Source organism: Dickeya chrysanthemi NCPPB 402 (genome assembly GCF_000406105.1).
GTDB classification, from domain to species: Bacteria; Pseudomonadota; Gammaproteobacteria; order Enterobacterales; family Enterobacteriaceae; genus Dickeya; species Dickeya chrysanthemi.
In genome coordinates this window covers 1-17067 of sequence record NZ_CM001974.1, presented here as the reverse complement: position 1 = coordinate 17067, position 17067 = coordinate 1, and the positions used below count along the sequence as shown (strand labels likewise).

13 protein-coding genes are annotated in these 17067 nt (G+C 56.9%); 6 read left to right on the top strand and 7 right to left on the bottom strand.

Annotated elements, in window-relative coordinates:
• Positions 1-196: 196 nt before the first annotated feature.
• Complete coding sequence (locus DCH402_RS00225) at positions 197-1420, bottom strand: RtcB family protein (RefSeq protein ID WP_039998876.1); 1224 nt, start codon at positions 1418-1420, stop codon at positions 197-199.
• A 67-nt stretch (positions 1421-1487) separates the two neighbouring features.
• Positions 1488-2402: an SPFH domain-containing protein gene (locus tag DCH402_RS00220; RefSeq protein ID WP_050583233.1), complete on the bottom strand. Its 915-nt coding sequence runs from the start codon at positions 2400-2402 to the stop codon at positions 1488-1490.
• Between the two features lie 231 nt (positions 2403-2633).
• Here DCH402_RS00220 and rtcR point away from each other — a divergent pair, with 231 nt between their 5' ends.
• Positions 2634-4223: an RNA repair transcriptional activator RtcR gene (rtcR, locus tag DCH402_RS00215; RefSeq protein ID WP_039998875.1), complete on the top strand. Its 1590-nt coding sequence runs from the start codon at positions 2634-2636 to the stop codon at positions 4221-4223.
• Positions 4224-4233: 10 nt separating this feature from the next.
• The gene (rnz, locus tag DCH402_RS00210; RefSeq protein WP_012882761.1) at positions 4234-5148 is read left to right on the top strand and encodes a ribonuclease Z; all 915 of its coding nucleotides are present in this window, start codon (positions 4234-4236) and stop codon (positions 5146-5148) included.
• Between the two features lie 48 nt (positions 5149-5196).
• Here rnz and DCH402_RS00205 read toward each other — a convergent pair whose 3' ends face one another.
• The gene (locus DCH402_RS00205; RefSeq protein WP_012882760.1) at positions 5197-6039 is read right to left on the bottom strand and encodes a 23S rRNA (adenine(2030)-N(6))-methyltransferase RlmJ; all 843 of its coding nucleotides are present in this window, start codon (positions 6037-6039) and stop codon (positions 5197-5199) included.
• Between the two features lie 188 nt (positions 6040-6227).
• Between DCH402_RS00205 and DCH402_RS00200 the strand changes: the two genes are divergently transcribed.
• The 4 genes from DCH402_RS00200 to DCH402_RS00185 all read left to right on the top strand — a co-directional run bounded on the left by DCH402_RS00200 (position 6228) and on the right by DCH402_RS00185 (position 10802).
• Positions 6228-6512: a DUF2623 family protein gene (locus tag DCH402_RS00200; RefSeq protein ID WP_012767792.1), complete on the top strand. Its 285-nt coding sequence runs from the start codon at positions 6228-6230 to the stop codon at positions 6510-6512.
• 124 nt (positions 6513-6636) lie between these two features.
• A complete protein-coding gene (gene prlC / locus DCH402_RS00195) occupies positions 6637-8679 on the top strand; it encodes an oligopeptidase A (RefSeq protein WP_039998871.1) in 2043 nt (680 codons plus the stop codon).
• A complete protein-coding gene (gene rsmJ / locus DCH402_RS00190; RefSeq protein ID WP_039998869.1) occupies positions 8676-9428 on the top strand; it encodes a 16S rRNA (guanine(1516)-N(2))-methyltransferase RsmJ in 753 nt (250 codons plus the stop codon). Before prlC ends, rsmJ begins: the two co-directional genes overlap by 4 nt.
• 189 nt (positions 9429-9617) lie before the next feature.
• Entirely contained in the window at positions 9618-10802 is a 1185-nt protein-coding gene (locus tag DCH402_RS00185) for an MFS transporter (protein ID WP_040003253.1), read from the top strand.
• A gap of 76 nt (positions 10803-10878) precedes the next feature.
• Here the strand turns inward: DCH402_RS00185 and gyrB are convergent, their stop codons facing one another.
• From gyrB to dnaA, 4 genes are all read right to left on the bottom strand, one after another.
• Positions 10879-13290, bottom strand: coding sequence for a DNA topoisomerase (ATP-hydrolyzing) subunit B (gyrB, locus tag DCH402_RS00180; RefSeq protein WP_039998867.1), 2412 nt, complete (start codon positions 13288-13290; stop codon positions 10879-10881).
• 17 nt (positions 13291-13307) lie between these two features.
• Positions 13308-14393 (bottom strand): DNA replication/repair protein RecF, encoded by a 1086-nt coding sequence (gene recF / locus DCH402_RS00175; RefSeq protein WP_039998865.1) that lies wholly within the window; start codon positions 14391-14393, stop codon positions 13308-13310.
• 140 nt (positions 14394-14533) lie between these two features.
• Entirely contained in the window at positions 14534-15634 is a 1101-nt protein-coding gene (gene dnaN, locus DCH402_RS00170; RefSeq protein ID WP_039998863.1) for a DNA polymerase III subunit beta, read from the bottom strand.
• A gap of 4 nt (positions 15635-15638) precedes the next feature.
• Positions 15639-17045 carry a chromosomal replication initiator protein DnaA gene (gene dnaA, locus DCH402_RS00165; protein ID WP_071604753.1) on the bottom strand — a complete coding sequence of 469 codons (1407 nt, stop codon included), beginning with the start codon at positions 17043-17045 and terminating at the stop codon, positions 15639-15641.
• Positions 17046-17067: the final 22 nt, after the last annotated feature.

The window sequence follows — 17067 nt, the reverse complement described above, 5'->3', positions numbered from 1 at the left end:
CGTAGCGGTTCGCAACGGTTTTGAAAATCGGTGCGATAGGTAAAACCGGCTATCGTCGGCTTTACAGGTCAATCATCCCCCCATCACCGTGTCAAACAGCAACCGGTTCAACGTCTGATCCATGCCCGCCAGCGTCGCATCCAGTACGTGCCGTTCGCGCACTCACACCAGATTCATCTTCCATATTTTTCTCTCATTATCCTTTTACACACACCACCTGCCGCAGCGTGTGAACAATCTCGACCAGCGACGCCTGCGCCGCCATCACGGCATCAATGTCTTTGTACGCCATGGGAATTTCATCAATCACGTCATGGTCCTTTCGACATTCGACGTGGGCTGTCGCCCGAACGTGGTCTTCAACCGTAAACTGCTTTTTTGCCGCCGTTCGGCTCATGGTGCGCCCGGCGCCATGGCTACAGGAACAAAAGCTCTCTTGATTGCCCAAACCACGCACAATGAAACTTTTTGCTCCCATCGAGCCGGGAATAATCCCCATCTGCCCGTGATGGGCCGATACCGCGCCCTTACGCGTTACCAGCACCGACTCGCCAAAATGTGTTTCCTGTTGTACATAATTGTGGTGGCAATCCACCGCCGCCTGCCGGGCGGTAAACGGCTTGGGAAGCACCTGTGCCAATGCCTGCAGCACCTGTTCCATCATCACCTCGCGGTTATGGCGCGCATAACCCTGTGCCCAGCCAACCGCATACATGTAGTCATCGAAATGACGGCTACCTTCGGCGAAATACGCCAAATTACGGTCCGGTAGATTCGCAATATGCTGCCGCATGTCTTGCTGCGCCAACGTGATAAACACATTGCCGATGGCATTGCCGATACCACGGGAACCGCTGTGCAGCATCACCCACACCCGATCCGCTTCATCGAGACACAATTCGATAAAATGGTTACCGGTTCCGAGCGTACCCAGGTGGTGGTAATTATTGGTTTTCAGCAACGACGGATAGTGTTCGGTAATACGTTTGAACCCGGCATCCAGTTGCCGCCAGTGGGCATCAACGCGCGGCGGCGGTTGATGCCATGCACCTTTATCCCGTCCACCACGATTCACGCTACGCCCATGAGGAACCGCCTGCTCAATGGCGCTGCGAATACCCAACAGATTGTCCGGTAAATCGGCGGCAACCAGCGAAGTTCGTACCGCCGTCATACCGCAACCGATATCCACCCCCACCGCGGCCGGAATAATGGCGCCGCGAGTGGGTATCACACTGCCGATCGTAGACCCCTTGCCGACATGGACATCCGGCATCACCGCCAGATGACTGAAAATAAACGGCATCTTCGCCGTATTCAGTAATTGTTCGCGGGCCTCAGGCTCGACCGGAACACCGTGCGTCCACATTTTTACCGGTACGCCATGCGGCGCATCCAGCACCTGATAATCGTTATGCATGGTGCAAATCCCTTAATTTATTTTTAATTCAAATAGTTATTTTTATTTAACGTTAACGCCGTGCCGGTTACCAGGCGGCGTTATAGCCTTCGGTGTCCATCACGGCCAGCGAAACCAGCGCTATTCCGTAACCCGTCAATTGCTGCTCCAGTTGCTCACTGACCTGCGCCCCAACGGTATGTTTCCGGGTCAGCAGTTCATCAAAAGTATGCATTCCCACCACATCCCGCAGCACAACCTGTAAAGCCCGGCATAGATGCGCTTCTGGTTGCGCCAACTGCGTAAACGCGGCCAGAACATCGCTGTAGCGCCAATTCGCCAATAACGTCAGACGCACGCTGATCCGATCTGCCGTCAGCACCTCGATATCTTCAACATCCAGCGCCTGTAAGCGCGTGTCCACCATCGTCACACTCACACTACGATTGAAACGCCAGTAGCCATGATTACCCGGCGGCAACAGTGCCGAAGGCTGCCCATTAAGATGCAAAATCCCAACATGCCATGTCGGTACCGCAGCGACCAATACGCCGGCATCACCGGCGACCACCTGCCCACGTAAGTCGGGCTGCATGAATGCCGGCAACAGCCTTGCCGGCACCTGAGTCTCATTGACGGAAATACGCTCGATAGCCTGCCGTTCATCCCGACGCCAGTACAAACGCCGTGTCCCCGGCGGCAAAATCTCACACAGGTGTTCGCGGTCATAGCGCAAGCCAATCTCATCATCCGCCATATCCGCCGGCAGGCAGTAGCGCGCAACCCACTCCGGATGAAACCGACGTAGATGTTCGGCAAGCGCGGTTTCAACCCTGGAACCATCCTGCTCGATGAACGCCACCGTCCGTTTCCGTGGCCAACCCAATACGATATGAGCACCCGTTTCCAGGATCCGCCGCACGTTGCCGTTTTGGCTGAGTAAACCGAGTTGCCCTTTTCTTATTGTTATTTTCTTGAACATCTTCTTTTTAATCCCTTTCATAAAATATCCGGGAACAACATCACCGGCTCCCCCAGCCGTAACCGGGTATGCTTCCCTCCCTGTGTATAGCCCCGGTATTTTTGCCAAAACCGTGCCAGTCTTTTCTTATTTGACAATATAAATTTAAGACAATGATTTATAATGATTTTATTCAAAACCCTTCTATCCTGTTAATCATTAACCCGGTAAAGTAATATCCGAAAAGATAAGGACTTATAAAAAAGGATAAGCATGAAGCGCAGAGTGATGATCGGCGTGCTGGGCACGGCGTTGGATAAACGCGGGAAACGGCAAAATCGCTGGAATCGATGGCGGCCGACCATCGCCGCCTGCCAGCAGCCGGATCTGCCGATTGACCGACTGGAATTGCTCTATCAGCCACGCAGTTTCGGGCTGGCACAACAGGTTCAGGAAGATATAAGCCAGATATCGCCTTCCACCACGGTGAATCTGCATGAGGTTGAACTGACCGACCCCTGGGACTTCGAAGAGGTCTACACCACGTTTCTCGACTTCGCGGCGCACTACCCGTTCGATACGGAAAACGAAGAATATCTGGTACATATTACGACCGGCACGCATGTGGTACAGATTTGCTGGTTCCTGCTGACGGAAGCGCGATACCTGCCGGCCCGGCTGCTGCAAACCAGCCCGTCGGACCATGACGACGCAACACCGTCTCCCGCCGGGCAGTACACCGTTATTGACCTCGATCTTAGCCGTTACACCGCCATTACCAGCCGATTCCTGCGGGAACAACAAGCATCCGTCTCATTTCTGAAAGCGGGTATCGCCACCCGTAATGCAACGTTTAACCGCATCATCGACCAAATTGAACGGGTTGCCCTGCGTTCTTCCGCGCCCATTTTGTTAACCGGCCCCACCGGCGCAGGCAAATCTTTTCTGGCCAACCGTATTTATCAGCTCAAGGCATCGCGCCATCAGGTCAATGGAAAGTTTGTCGCCGTCAATTGCGCCACACTGCGCGGCGATAACGCGATGTCGACGTTGTTTGGTCACGTTCGCGGCGCTTTCACCGGAGCGCAGCAATCACGGGCAGGGCTGTTGCGGGAAGCCGACGGTGGAATCCTGTTTCTTGATGAAATCGGTGAGTTGGGGCCGGACGAACAGGCGATGCTGCTGAAAGCGATAGAAGAAAAACGCTTTCTGCCGTTTGGTTCCGATAAAGAAGTCAGCAGCGATTTTCAGTTGATTGCCGGCACTCACCGGGATATGCCGCATTGGGTGGAGGCCGGGTATTTTCGTGAAGACCTGTACGCACGCATCAATATGTGGACTTTTCCGCTACCGGGTCTGGCGCAACGTTGTGAAGATATCGAACCTAATCTGGACTTCGAGTTACACCGTTTTGCCCAACAGCAACAAATCCAGGTGCGGTTCGATAAAGAAGCGCGCCAGCGTTTTCTGGCCTTTGCCTGTTCGGAGCACGCCAGTTGGCGGGGCAACTTTCGCGAGCTGGGTGCCAGCGTACACCGCATGGCGACGCTATCCGAGCAAGGGCGCATTAATACCGCGCTGGTAGATGAAGAAATTCAACGTCTTAAACAGCAATGGCGCGGCACAACCGCCAATACGATATTGCCGGCCCACCTCGGTGAGCTGGATATCTTCGAGCAGTGCCAGCTTGAGCGAGTGTTAGAGGTATGCCGACAAGCCCACAGCTTGTCGGAAGCCGGACGTACACTATTTGCCGTTTCGCGCCGACAAAAAAAACAGCCCAACGACGCCGACAGGCTACGTAAGTATCTGGCCCGCTTTGGGTTGAGCTGGGATGACGTGAAAAACACCGCATCGATATAAAGGGAGTCACATGGAACTGATTTTTCTCGGCACCAACGCGGGTGTGCCCACTAAAGAGCGTAACGTCACCGGCATCGCGCTCGACTTGCACGGTATTCGCCCGGCGTTCTGGTTGTTTGACTGTGGTGAAGGCACTCAGCACCAGATTTTGCGCACCCCAATCAAACCCGGCAAGCTGGAGAAGATTTTCATCACCCATCTGCACGGTGACCATCTGTTCGGGCTGCCCGGTTTACTGTGTTCACGCTCCATGGCCGGCGTCGAAACACCGCTGACGCTCTACGGCCCGACCGGGCTGAAAACCTTCGTCGAAACCGCGCTGACGCTGAGCGGCTCCTGGCTGACCTATCCGCTGGAAGTGGTGGAAATCGTTCCCGGTACCGTGTTTGAGGATCATCAATTTAGGGTGACCGCGCATGAACTGTCGCACACCCTGTATTGCGTGGGATACCGCATTGAGGAGCTCCCCAAACCGGGCGCGCTGGATGTGGAAAAACTGGCGGCGCAGGGCGTCAAACCCGGTGCTTATTTCCAGCAGTTAAAACGCGGGGAAACAGTCACCCTCGATGACGGGCGGGTACTCAACGGCTGGGATTACCTCGGCCCTGGCTTGCCGGGCAAATCGCTGGCGATTTTCGGCGATACCCGCCCAACGCCGGAAGCACTCAAGCTGGCTGCGGGGGTCGACGTCATGGTGCATGAAGCCACGGTGGAAGGGGCAATGGCGGAGCGCGCCAACGAACGCGGGCACTCCACCACCCTGCAAACCGCCGCCACCGCACGAGACGCTGGCGCGAAGCGGTTGATCATCACCCACTTCAGCGCCCGCTATGGCCGGGAAGATCTGGAACGGCTGCGTCAGGAATGTCAGACGCTGTTTCCGGCAACCGAAGTCGCCACCGATTTGGCTACCTTTCGGGTATAACGACCGGGTATAACGACGGGCAGCGCCTCGCTCAGTTAAGCCGCACGCTTACTCCGGCACCACCCACTCAACCAACGCGTGGCCGGTGCCAGCCGGCACCAGCGCCTGATGCAGCCACGGCAGCACGCTTTTCATCTGGGATTCCAGTTTCCACGGCGGGTTGATGACAATCATGCCGGAGGCGGTCATACCGTGGCGATCGCTGTCCGGCAGCACCGCCAGTTCAATTTGCAGAATACGGCGAATGCCGGTGTCTTCCAGATCTTTCAGCAGACGTTTGATGTGCTGACGCAGCACCACCGGATACCACAGCGCATACACGCCGGTGGCAAAGCGGCGATACCCTTCCTGAATGCCTTTCACCACCGCCTGATAATCGGTTTTCAGTTCATAGGGCGGGTCGATCAGAATCAATCCGCGACGCGACAGCGGCGGCAACTGCGCCTTCAACTGCTGGTAGCCGTCTTCACGCACCACCCGCGCCCGGTCGTCACGCAGAAACTCCTGACGCAACAACGGAAAATCACTGGGGTGCAGCTCGGTCAGATGCATTTTGTCCTGATCGCGCAACAACTGACGGGCAATCAGCGGCGAACCGGGGTAATAACGCAGCTTGTCGCCGGAGTTATAGGAGCGCACCACCTGCATATACGGTTCCAGCTCCGCCGGAATATCGTCCCGCTGCCAGATGCGGCCAATGCCGTCGAGGTATTCACCGGTGCGCTCGGCGTGTTCGCTCTGTAACTGATAACGACCCGCGCCGGAATGCGTATCCAGATACAGGAACGGTTTGTCCTTCTCTTTCAGCGCGTTAATGATCAGGCTCTGGACAGTGTGCTTCAGCACGTCGGCATGATTGCCGGCATGAAAACTGTGGCGATAACTCAGCATAACGAATGGATTTCCGGTCAATGAGGGCGCGTTTGCCGCTAATCGCCATAGTATAAACGGTTAGCGCCGCAAAATACCCCAACAATCGCCGCAATCCACCACGGACGTTGTCTCTCATGGAATAGTGCAATAACCGACCTTTTTCGTTATATAATAATTTATACATCGAATATTCGGAAACGACGCTTATGAAAAACCACTTTGGCGACGGCATTCTGGCAGGGCTACACGCCAGCACGCCGCAATCGATGAGCGACATCCGTCATTACTGCGACGATTACCGCCGCGGCTACGTCTGCGGTTACGCACACCAACGCGCTTCACTGCGGGGGAGGCAACAGGCCGCATTTGAAGCCGGGCAATTGTGCCGCCGTTACGGGCTGATGCGCGATATCGTGGCGGAGTTCTTTTCCGACGTCAGCAACCCGTCGCTGATAGCGTGGTTTTACGCCGGTTACGATCAACCATCCTGAACGTCAGAATCACCGCTGATCATCGCTTTTCACCGTCGGCCTTCGCCTGTTGTGCCCCCTACCATTGATTTTCCCCTCATTACCCCTCATGTTAAGTCATCATTAATAGATTCAGGACTGTGCCATGACCAATCCATTGCTTTCCTCCTATACTCTGCCGCCGTTCTCCCAGATCCAAATTGAACACATCCTCCCCGCCGTACAAGCCGCACTGAACGATTGTCGCCAGACGGTCGAACGTGTGGTGGCGCAGCCGGGGCCGTTCACCTGGGATAACCTGTGTCAGCCGCTGGCGGAAAGTGATGATCGGCTGGGGCGAATTTTCTCCCCAATCAGCCACCTGAATTCGGTTAAAAACAGTCCGGAATTGCGTAGCGCCTATGAACAATGCCTGCCGCTGCTGTCTGAATACGGCACCTGGGTGGGCCAACATGCCGGGTTGTACCGCGCCTACCGCGAGCTGCGTGACGGCGAGCACTACACAAACCTGAGCATCGCGCAGAAAAAAGCGGTGGATAACGCCCTGCGCGACTTCGAACTGTCCGGGATTGCATTGCCGCCGGAACAGCAAAAACGCTACGGCGACATCGCTTCCCGCTTGTCTGAACTGGGTTCGCAGTTCAGCAACAACGTGCTGGACGCCACCATGGGCTGGACCAAACTGATAACCGACGTCAGTGAGCTGGAAGGTCTGCCGGAAAGCGCGCTGGCCGCGGCCAAAGCCCTGGCGGAGGCGAAGGAACAACAGGGCTGGTTGCTGACGCTGGATATCCCAAGCTACCTGCCGGTGATGACGTATTGTTCCAATCAGGCGCTGCGCGAAGAGATGTACCGCGCCTATGTGACCCGTGCGTCAGAACAGGGTCCGAACGCCGGTAAGTGGGATAACGGCGAGGTGATGGCCGAAACGCTGGCGCTGCGTCATGAACTGGCGCAACTGCTAGGCTTCGCGAGCTTCGCCGACAAATCGCTGGCCACCAAAATGGCGGAAAACCCGCAGCAGGTGCTGGATTTTCTGACCGATCTGGCTAAACGCGCTCGCCCGCAAGGAGAGCAGGAACTGGCGCAACTGCGCGCCTTCGCCAAAGCACAGTTTGGCGTCGATGAACTGAACCCGTGGGACATTACCTACTACGCCGAACAGCAAAAACAACACCTGTATTCCATCAGCGACGAACAGCTACGCCCGTACTTCCCCGAACCGCGCGTGCTGGAAGGGTTGTTCGACGTCGTGAAGCGTATTTACGGCATCACCGCCAAAGAGCGTCAGGACGTTGACGTCTGGCATCCGGAAGTGCGTTTCTTCGACCTGTTTGACGAAAGCGGCGAACTGCTGGGGAGCTTCTACCTTGATCTGTACGCCCGCGAACACAAACGCGGCGGTGCCTGGATGGACGATTGCGTCGGCCGTCTGCGCAAAGCCAACGGCGAGCTGCAAAAACCGGTGGCATACCTGACCTGTAACTTCAACCGCCCGGTTAACGGCAAACCCGCGCTGTTTACCCACGATGAAGTCACCACGCTGTTCCACGAATTCGGCCACGGGTTGCACCACATGCTGACCCGTATCGACACCGCCGGGGTTTCCGGCATCAACGGCGTGCCGTGGGATGCGGTCGAACTGCCGAGTCAGTTTATGGAAAACTGGTGCTGGGAGCCGGATGCGCTGGCGTTCATTTCCGGTCACTACGAAACCGGCGAACCGCTGCCGCAAGACATGCTGGACAAAATGCTGGCGGCGAAAAACTATCAGGCAGCGCTGTTCATCCTGCGTCAGTTGGAGTTCGGCCTGTTCGATTTCCGGCTGCACGCCGGTTACAACCCGGCTACCGGCGCACGTGTGCTGGAAACGCTGGCGGAGATAAAAGCGCAGGTTTCCGTAGTGAAAAGCCCGGAATGGAACCGCTTCCCGCACTCATTCAGCCACATCTTCGCCGGTGGTTACGCCGCCGGGTACTACAGCTACCTGTGGGCCGATGTGCTGGCGGCAGACGCGTTCTCCCGTTTTGAAGAAGAAGGCATCTTCAACCGCGACACCGGCCAGTCATTCCTGGAAAACATCCTGTCCCGCGGCGGCTCTGAAGCACCGATGGAACTGTTCAAACGCTTCCGTGGCCGTGAACCCCAACTGGATGCGATGCTGAAACACTACGGCATTCAGGGATGAAAATTGCGTTACTGACCGAAGCCGGCGCCGACCCCGAGGCGCTGGCGGTACTGTCCCAACGCTGGAGGCTGGAAAACGACGCCGACGCCATGCTGGCGCTGGTGCTCACCCCCGAGCGGCTGGAGCTGCGCAAATGCGATGAGCCGAAGCTCGGCGCCATCTGCGTGGATTTCGTTTCCGGCGCAATGGCGCATCGCCGCCGCTTCGGCGGTGGGCGCGGTGAAGCGGTCGCCAAAGCGGTCGGCATCAAAAAGGACTATTTGCCCGATGTGGTGGATGCCACCGCCGGCCTCGGTCGTGACGCCTTCGTGCTGGCCGCACTTGGTTGCCGGGTACGGATGGTGGAGCGCCATCCGGTAGTGGCGGCGTTGCTGGACGACGGCCTGCAACGCGGCTATCAGGACCCGGAGATCGGTGATTGGCTGCAACAGCGCCTGACGCTACTACACGCCTCCAGCATTGCTGCGTTATCTGCCATTACCCCACCGCCGGACGTGGTCTATCTCGACCCGATGTTTCCCCACCGCCAGAAAAGCGCGCTGGTGAAAAAGGAGATGCGGGTGTTTCAGTCGCTGGTAGGTGCCGACGATGACGCCGACGCCTTGCTGGAACCGGCCCGCCGTCTGGCAAAAAAACGGGTCGTGGTCAAACGCCCGGATTACGCGCCGCCGCTGGCGGGCATACCGGCCCAGTCGGCGCTGGAAACCAAAAGCCACCGGTTCGATTTTTACCTGCCGATGGCACAATAATCCGCTGTTCTGACTGCAGGCTTTACCAGCAGCAGTCAGATCCTGTTTCCGCCATCGCCCCTCAATTCCCCCGCCGCTCGGTTAAGATCGTGCCCGCAAAAGATAGACGGCTAACTGCTATGGCGATATGTTAACCTTATTGCTGAATCCGCTCTTGCGCGCCCGCGCAGCTAATCTATTAAAACAATGATGAAAATAAATAAGTTATCACTGCTGGCACAAGTCTCCGCCGCTCACTGGGTGAGCCATTTTCACATGATGGTGTTACCGGCGTTGATGCCGCTCATCTCCGCACAACGTGGCATCAGTTACGTGGAAATGGGGTTTGCGCTCGGCGTGTTCAATGTTGTCTCCGCACTGGTACAAACGCCGATCGGCTTTGCGGTTGACCGCATCGGCCCACGTCGTACGCTGATAGCCGGGCTGACGCTGGGTAGTCTGTGTTTCTTGTCGCTCGGCTTCTTTACCAGCTACAGTTGGATGCTGACGGCCATGGCGCTGGCTGGGCTTGCCAACGCGGTATATCACCCGTCGGACTACGCCCTGTTGTCACGCGGCATTGCCGAAAATCGCATGGGCCGTGCCTTTTCGGTGCATACTTTTTCCGGTTTTCTCGGCACCGCCGTCGCACCGGCGATACTGCTGACGGCCGCCGCCTTCACCAGCATCGAGTTCGCGCTGGTATTGTCCGGCCTGCTCGGACTGCTGACCGTACCGATGTTGCTCGGCAAACAAGAGGCATTGCCTGTCGCCGCCACGCACGACAAGAAAGCCGCTGCGCCAAAGGTGGCGGTATTTACCCTGCCCATTTTGTCGCTGCTGGTGCTGTTTATGCTGCTCAACCTGAGCACTAACTCGATTCAAAACTTCTCGGTGACCGCGCTGGTGAACGGCTACGGGATGCCGTTGACCGAAGCCAACCTGGCGCTAACGGCGTTTTTGTTTACCAGCGCCTTCGGCGTGCTGGCGGGCGGCTCACTGGCGGATAAAACCCGGCATCACGGGCTGGTCGCCACCGGTTCGCTGGTGGTCACGGCGGTGCTGGTCGCGATTGTGGCGATATCTACCCTGCCGTCGCTGGCAACCACGCTGATTCTGGGTGTGGCCGGCTTTCTCTCCGGCATTATCGCGCCATCACGGGATATGCTGGTACGCGCGGCATCGCCGGCAGGCGCTGAAGGGCGGGTATTCGGCGTGGTCACCACCGGCTTTAATATCGGCGGTGCCGGTGGCCCGGTGGTGTTTGGCTGGTTGTTGGATCAAGGGCATCCGTCCGCCATTTTCTGGTCGGCGGTTATCTTTATGGTGATTACCGCCATGATGGCGTTGGCGCAGGAGTGGTACAGCAACCGGCAGCAGGCGCTAACCGCATAAAATATATCAGGATTTAAAAAGCAGAAACCCGCGTCAAACGCGGGTTTCTGTGAGCCCTAAATCAGAAAAATACCGATCAAATATCAATATTCGCTGCTTTCAGGGCGTTTTCTTCGATAAAGGCGCGGCGCGGTTCAACGGCGTCCCCCATCAGAGTGGTAAACAGCTCGTCGGCGGCGATGGCGTCTTTTACCGTCACGCGCAGCATACGGCGGCTTTCCGGGTCCATAGTGGTTTCCCACAGCTGTTCCGGGTTCATCTCACCCAGACCTTTATAGCGCTGAATCGCCAGACCACGGCGCGACTCTTTCACCAGCCAGTCCAGCGCCTGCTCGAAGCTGGCGACCGGCTGTTTACGCTCGCCACGCTCAACAAACGCGCCGTCTTCGATCAAACCACGCAGTTTCTCACCCAACTGGTTGATTTTGCGGTATTCATTGCCCTGAACAAACATCAGGTCCAGCGCATAGTCGGTGTCTACGCCGTGAGTGCGTATACGTAATACCGGCTCGTGGCGCTCATTGACATGACGCAGGATGAAGCTGTACGTGCTGCCGTGCTGTTCTTTTTCACTGAGGTACTGAATCAGTGCTTCCATCCACGACTGAGCCTCTGCCTGCGAGTTCAGCATCGCTTCCGTCAGAGACGGTTGATAAATCAATGCATTAAGCAGCGCACGAGGGTAACGACGCTCCATACGATCGATCAGCTTCTGTACGCCGTAGTGCCCAGCCACCAGTTTCTCCAGCGGCTCACCGGCCAGTGCCGGCGCATGGGCGTTGGTGTGCAGCGTGGCCCCATCCAGTGCCAGCGCGATCTGGTACTGATCCATCGCCTCGTCGTCTTTGATGTACTGTTCCTGTTTGCCTTTCTTCACCTTGTACAACGGCGGCTGGGCGATGAACACATGGCCACGTTCGACGATTTCCGGCATCTGGCGATAGAAGAAGGTCAGCAACAGAGTACGAATATGAGAACCGTCGACGTCGGCATCGGTCATGATGATGATGTTGTGGTAACGCAGTTTGTCCGGGTTGTACTCGTCGCGACCGATACCGCAACCCAGCGCGGTGATTAGCGTCGCCACTTCCTGCGAAGACAGCATCTTGTCGAAACGCGCTTTTTCCACGTTCAGAATCTTACCTTTCAACGGCAGAATGGCCTGATTCTTACGGTTGCGGCCCTGCTTGGCGGAACCGCCCGCGGAATCACCCTCCACCAGGTACAGTTCGGACAACGCCGGGTCGCGCTCCTGACAATCTGCCAGCTTGCCCGGCAGGCCGGCCAGATCCAGCGCGCCTTTGCGGCGGGTCATCTCACGCGCTTTGCGCGCAGCTTCACGGGCGCGGGCGGCGTCGATGATCTTACCGACCACGATTTTAGCGTCGTTGGGGTTTTCCATCAGGTAGTCCACCAGACGGTCGTTCATCAGCGATTCCACCGCCGATTTCACCTCTGAAGACACCAGCTTATCTTTGGTCTGGGAAGAGAATTTCGGGTCCGGCACCTTCACCGATACCACCGCAATCAGCCCTTCGCGCGCGTCATCGCCGGTGGCGCTGACTTTGGCTTTCTTGCTGTAGCCTTCCTTGTCCATGTAGTTATTCAGCGTACGGGTCATGGCGGCGCGGAAGCCCGCCAGATGGGTACCGCCGTCACGCTGCGGAATGTTGTTGGTAAAGCAGTAGATATTTTCCTGGAAACCATCGTTCCATTGCATCGCGATTTCCACGCCGATGTCGTCTTTTTCGGCGCTGAAATAGAACACCTGCGGGTGAATCGGCGTCTTGTTGCGGTTCAGATATTCAACAAACGCCTTGATGCCGCCTTCGTAGTGGAAATGGTCGGCTTTGTTTGCTTCGCGCTCGTCACGCAGACGAATCGATACGCCGGAGTTGAGGAACGACAACTCGCGCAGGCGCTTAGCCAGAATGTCGTATTCAAATTCGACCACATTGGTGAAAGTTTCCAGACTCGGCCAGAAACGCACCGTGGTGCCGGTGGCATCGGCATCGCCGATCACGCCCAGCGGTGCCTGCGGTTCGCCATGTTTGTATTCCTGACGATGAAGTTTGCCTTCACGGCGAATAACCAGTTCCAGCTTCTCGGACAGGGCGTTCACGACCGATACCCCCACCCCGTGCAGACCGCCGGATACCTTGTAGGAGTTGTCGTCGAACTTACCGCCAGCATGCAGCACGGTCATGATCACTTCGGCGGCGGATACGCCCTCTTCTTCGTGGATGCCCGTCGGAATACCACGGCCGTCATCCTGCACCGACACCGAGTTATCCGCATGAATAGTAACGACAATATCTTTACAATAGCCTGCGAGCGCTTCGTCGATAGCGTTGTCCACCACCTCGAATACCATGTGATGCAGACCGGTTCCGTCATCCGTATCACCGATATACATCCCCGGGCGTTTACGGACCGCATCCAGCCCTTTTAATACCTTGATACTTGAGGAGTCATAAGAATTCGACATCAACGTTTCTCGCTCATTTAGTCCTGTGATTGAACGGTTATTTTACCCTGTTCCACGCGGAACATCTTGCCATTTTCGCCCACCATGTCGCTAATCTGCTCAGCGGTGATGGCGCTGACGAACACCTGCGCCTGCGTTGCCTTCAACCGCTCAGCCAACAGCCGACGGCGGGTGCTGTCCAGCTCCGAGGCGAAGTCGTCGATCAGGTACAGACACTTCAGTCCGTTTTGTCGGGTCAGGAACTCGCCCTGAGCCAGCCGAAGCGCGCACATCAGCAGCTTGAGCTGGCCGCGGGATAGCATATCCTCCACCGCCACGCCGCCGGCGCGGATACGAAAATCGGCCTTGTGCGGCCCCAGCGCGGTGTAGCCCAACTGCCTGTCGCGCTCGAAATGGCGCTCCAGCAGGTCGGCATAATCACTCTCTTTATCCCAGCCGCGCTGAAAAGAAAAACTTAAGGAAAACTCCGGCAAAAACTGGGCGCAGGTGGACGCGATATCCGCAGCGATAGCGGCGCTGTACTCGGCGCGCCACCGGCTGATACCCTCAGCTAACGGCACCAGTTCCCGATCCCAGGCACGCAGTTGCCCGTAGTGGCTGACCTGACGCAAAGCGGCGTTACGCTGGCGCAACAGCCTTTTCAGATTGCTCCAGGCGCTGAAAAAACCGGGTTCGTTGTGAAAACAGCCCCAGTCCAGAAAAGCGCGGCGGTACTTGGGACCGCCGTTAAGCAGGGTGAAACCTTCCGGGGTGATAAGCTGGATAGGTAACAGTTGCGCCAGTTCCGCCACTTTGTGGCCGTCGCTGCCGTCGATACGCACCGTGCTGTCGCCGTCGCGGTTTTTGCTCAACCCAACGGAGCGCTCACGCTCCTGCCCTTCAATGCGTCCATGCAAAATGAATTCAGCCTGCTCGTGGCGAATCACCCTTGCTGCCTGAATGCTGCGAAACGCCCGGCCATGCCCCAGCGTGTAAATGGCTTCCAGCACGCTGGTCTTGCCGCTGCCGTTAGCCCCTACCAGAAAATTAAAGCCGGAAATCAGTGCCAGATCGGCCGATTCGATATTGCGGAAATCGCGGATAAGAAGACGGGTCAGCGCCATATCACAACCATTTTGCCAGATTTGTTGCCCATGCCAGACAATGTCGCGCCCTTACCGATAATAAAACCCATCACAACGCCGATAACAACACGCCGCACCCAATGGCGCGGCGTGTAACGGCAGGCAGGCGCACAGATAATTTACAGGCGCATCGGCATGACCACGTAGGCCGCCGCCTGGCTGGCTGCATCCTCAAGCTGGACGCTGGATACCGAATCCGTCAGCAACATACGCACCTCTTCGCACTTCAGCGCATTGAGCACATCCAGCACGTAACTGACGTTAAAGCCGATCTCCATCTCCGTGCCGCCGTATTCCACATCCAGAATCTCTTCCGCCTCTTCCTGCTCCGGGTTATTGGCGGTGATGCGCAACTGATTCTGGTTCAGGTACAGCCGCACACCACGGAATTTCTCGTTCGACAGGATAGCCGCGCGGGAAAACGCCTGACGCAGCAGGTCGCAGCTCGCTTCCAGCGTCTTGTCCGGGTTTTTCGGCAGCACACGGCGGTAATCCGGGAAACGGCCATCCACCAGTTTGGAGGTAAAGATAAAATCGCCGACATGGGCACGGATATTATTGCTGCCGATCTGCAATTGTAGCGGCGTGTCGCCGCCATCCAGCAAACGCACCAGCTCCATCACCCCTTTTCGCGGCACGATCACCGAATGCGACGGCAGCGACTGCCCGACCGGCATGGCGCACACCGCCAGACGGTGACCATCGGTCGCGACAGTACGCAACTCCTCACCACCGGTTTCAAACAGCATACCGTTGAGGTAGTAGCGGACATCCTGATGCGCCATCGAGAACTGGGTGGCTTCAATCAGGCGTTTCAACGTCGCCTGCGGCAAGGTAAATTCCACCTCGCTCTGCCAGTCATCCAGATTGGGGAAATCCGCCGCCGGCAGTGTAGACAGCGAGAAACGGCTACGCCCGGAACGCACCAGCATCCGATCGCCTTCCAGCGTAACGGTAATCTCCGCCCCATCCGGCAAACCACGGCAAATATCGAATAACTTGCGCGCCGGTACGGTAGTGGCGCCCGGTTCATGGGGCTGAGTCAGCGCCAGATGCGCCACCATCTCCATTTCCAGATCGGTGCCGGTCAACGATAACCGGCCTTCGCTGACCTGCAGCAACAGGTTGCCCAGAATCGGCAACGTCGGTCGCCCGCCCAGCGGGCTGCTGACCTGTTGCAACGGTTTTAACAGATGCTCACGCTCAACGATAAATTTCATGATGTTATGACGATAATGTTCGGATTAAATTGGAAAAATCTTCTTTGATGTCGTGACTTTCCTCGCGCAGCTGCTCGATTTTGCGGCAGGCATGCAGCACGGTGGTATGGTCACGGCCACCGAACGCGTCGCCGATCTCCGGCAGGCTGTGGTTGGTCAGCTCCTTGGCCAGCGCCATCGCCATCTGACGCGGACGGGCCACCGAACGTGAACGCCGTTTGGACAACAGGTCGGCCACTTTAATTTTATAGTACTCCGCCACCGTCTTCTGAATATTGTCGATGGTGACCAGCTTTTCCTGCAATGCCAGCAAATCGCGCAGCGCTTCGCGCACAAAATCGATGGTGATCGACCGGCCGGTAAAATTGGCGTTGGCGATCACGCGGTTCAGTGCGCCTTCCAGCTCACGCACGTTGGAGCGCAGGCGTTTAGCGATAAAAAACGCCACTTCGCCCGGCAGCCGGATGTCATTCTCATCCGCCTTTTTCATCAGGATCGCCACGCGGGTTTCCAGCTCCGGCGGCTCGATCGCCACAGTCAGCCCCCAGCCGAAGCGGGATTTGAGACGATCTTCCACCCCATTGATCTCTTTGGGGTAACGATCCGACGTCAGGATAATCTGTTGATTACCTTCCAGTAACGCGTTGAAGGTATGGAAAAACTCTTCCTGCGAGCGCTCTTTATTGGCAAAGAACTGGATGTCATCGATCAGCAGCGCGTCGACAGAACGGTAGTAGCGTTTGAACTCTTCGATGGCATTATTCTGCAACGCCTTGACCATATCCTGCACGAAGCGCTCGGAATGCATGTACACCACCTTGGCATTCGGCTTACGAGCCATGATGCCGTTGCCCACCGCATGCAGCAGGTGAGTTTTACCCAGACCGGTGCCGCCATACAGGAATAAAGGGTTATAGGCGCCGCCAGGGTTATCCGCCACCTGGCGCGCCGCCGCGCGGGCCAACTGGTTGGACTTACCTTCTACAAAGTTGTCGAAGGTATGCTTGGGGTTTACGTTGGAACGATAAGTGTGTTCTGTCAGCGCCACTGGGGTTTCCCAGCTTGGGCGTACCGGTGAAGCGACGCGTGCCTGAGGCGCCGCGACGGCGGCATTGTGGCTACCGTTACCTGCAGGAACGGCAACGGGCGTCGCCGGCTTACTGCCGACTTCAAAACGTAGCAACGGCGCATCCAAGCCGCAGAAATCATTCAATAGTCCATTGATATTATTGATGTATTTATCGCGCACCCAATCCAGCACAAAGCGATTCGGGGCGTAAAGCGCCAGAGTGTTGTCACTCAGTTCCGCCTGTAACGGGCGTATCCACATACTGAATTCTGTGGCAGGTAACTCATCCTGCAAACGGGCAAGACACTGCTGCCAAAGCGAAAGTGACACGGCGGACTCCACTCGAACAAGGTCAATCAAGAAA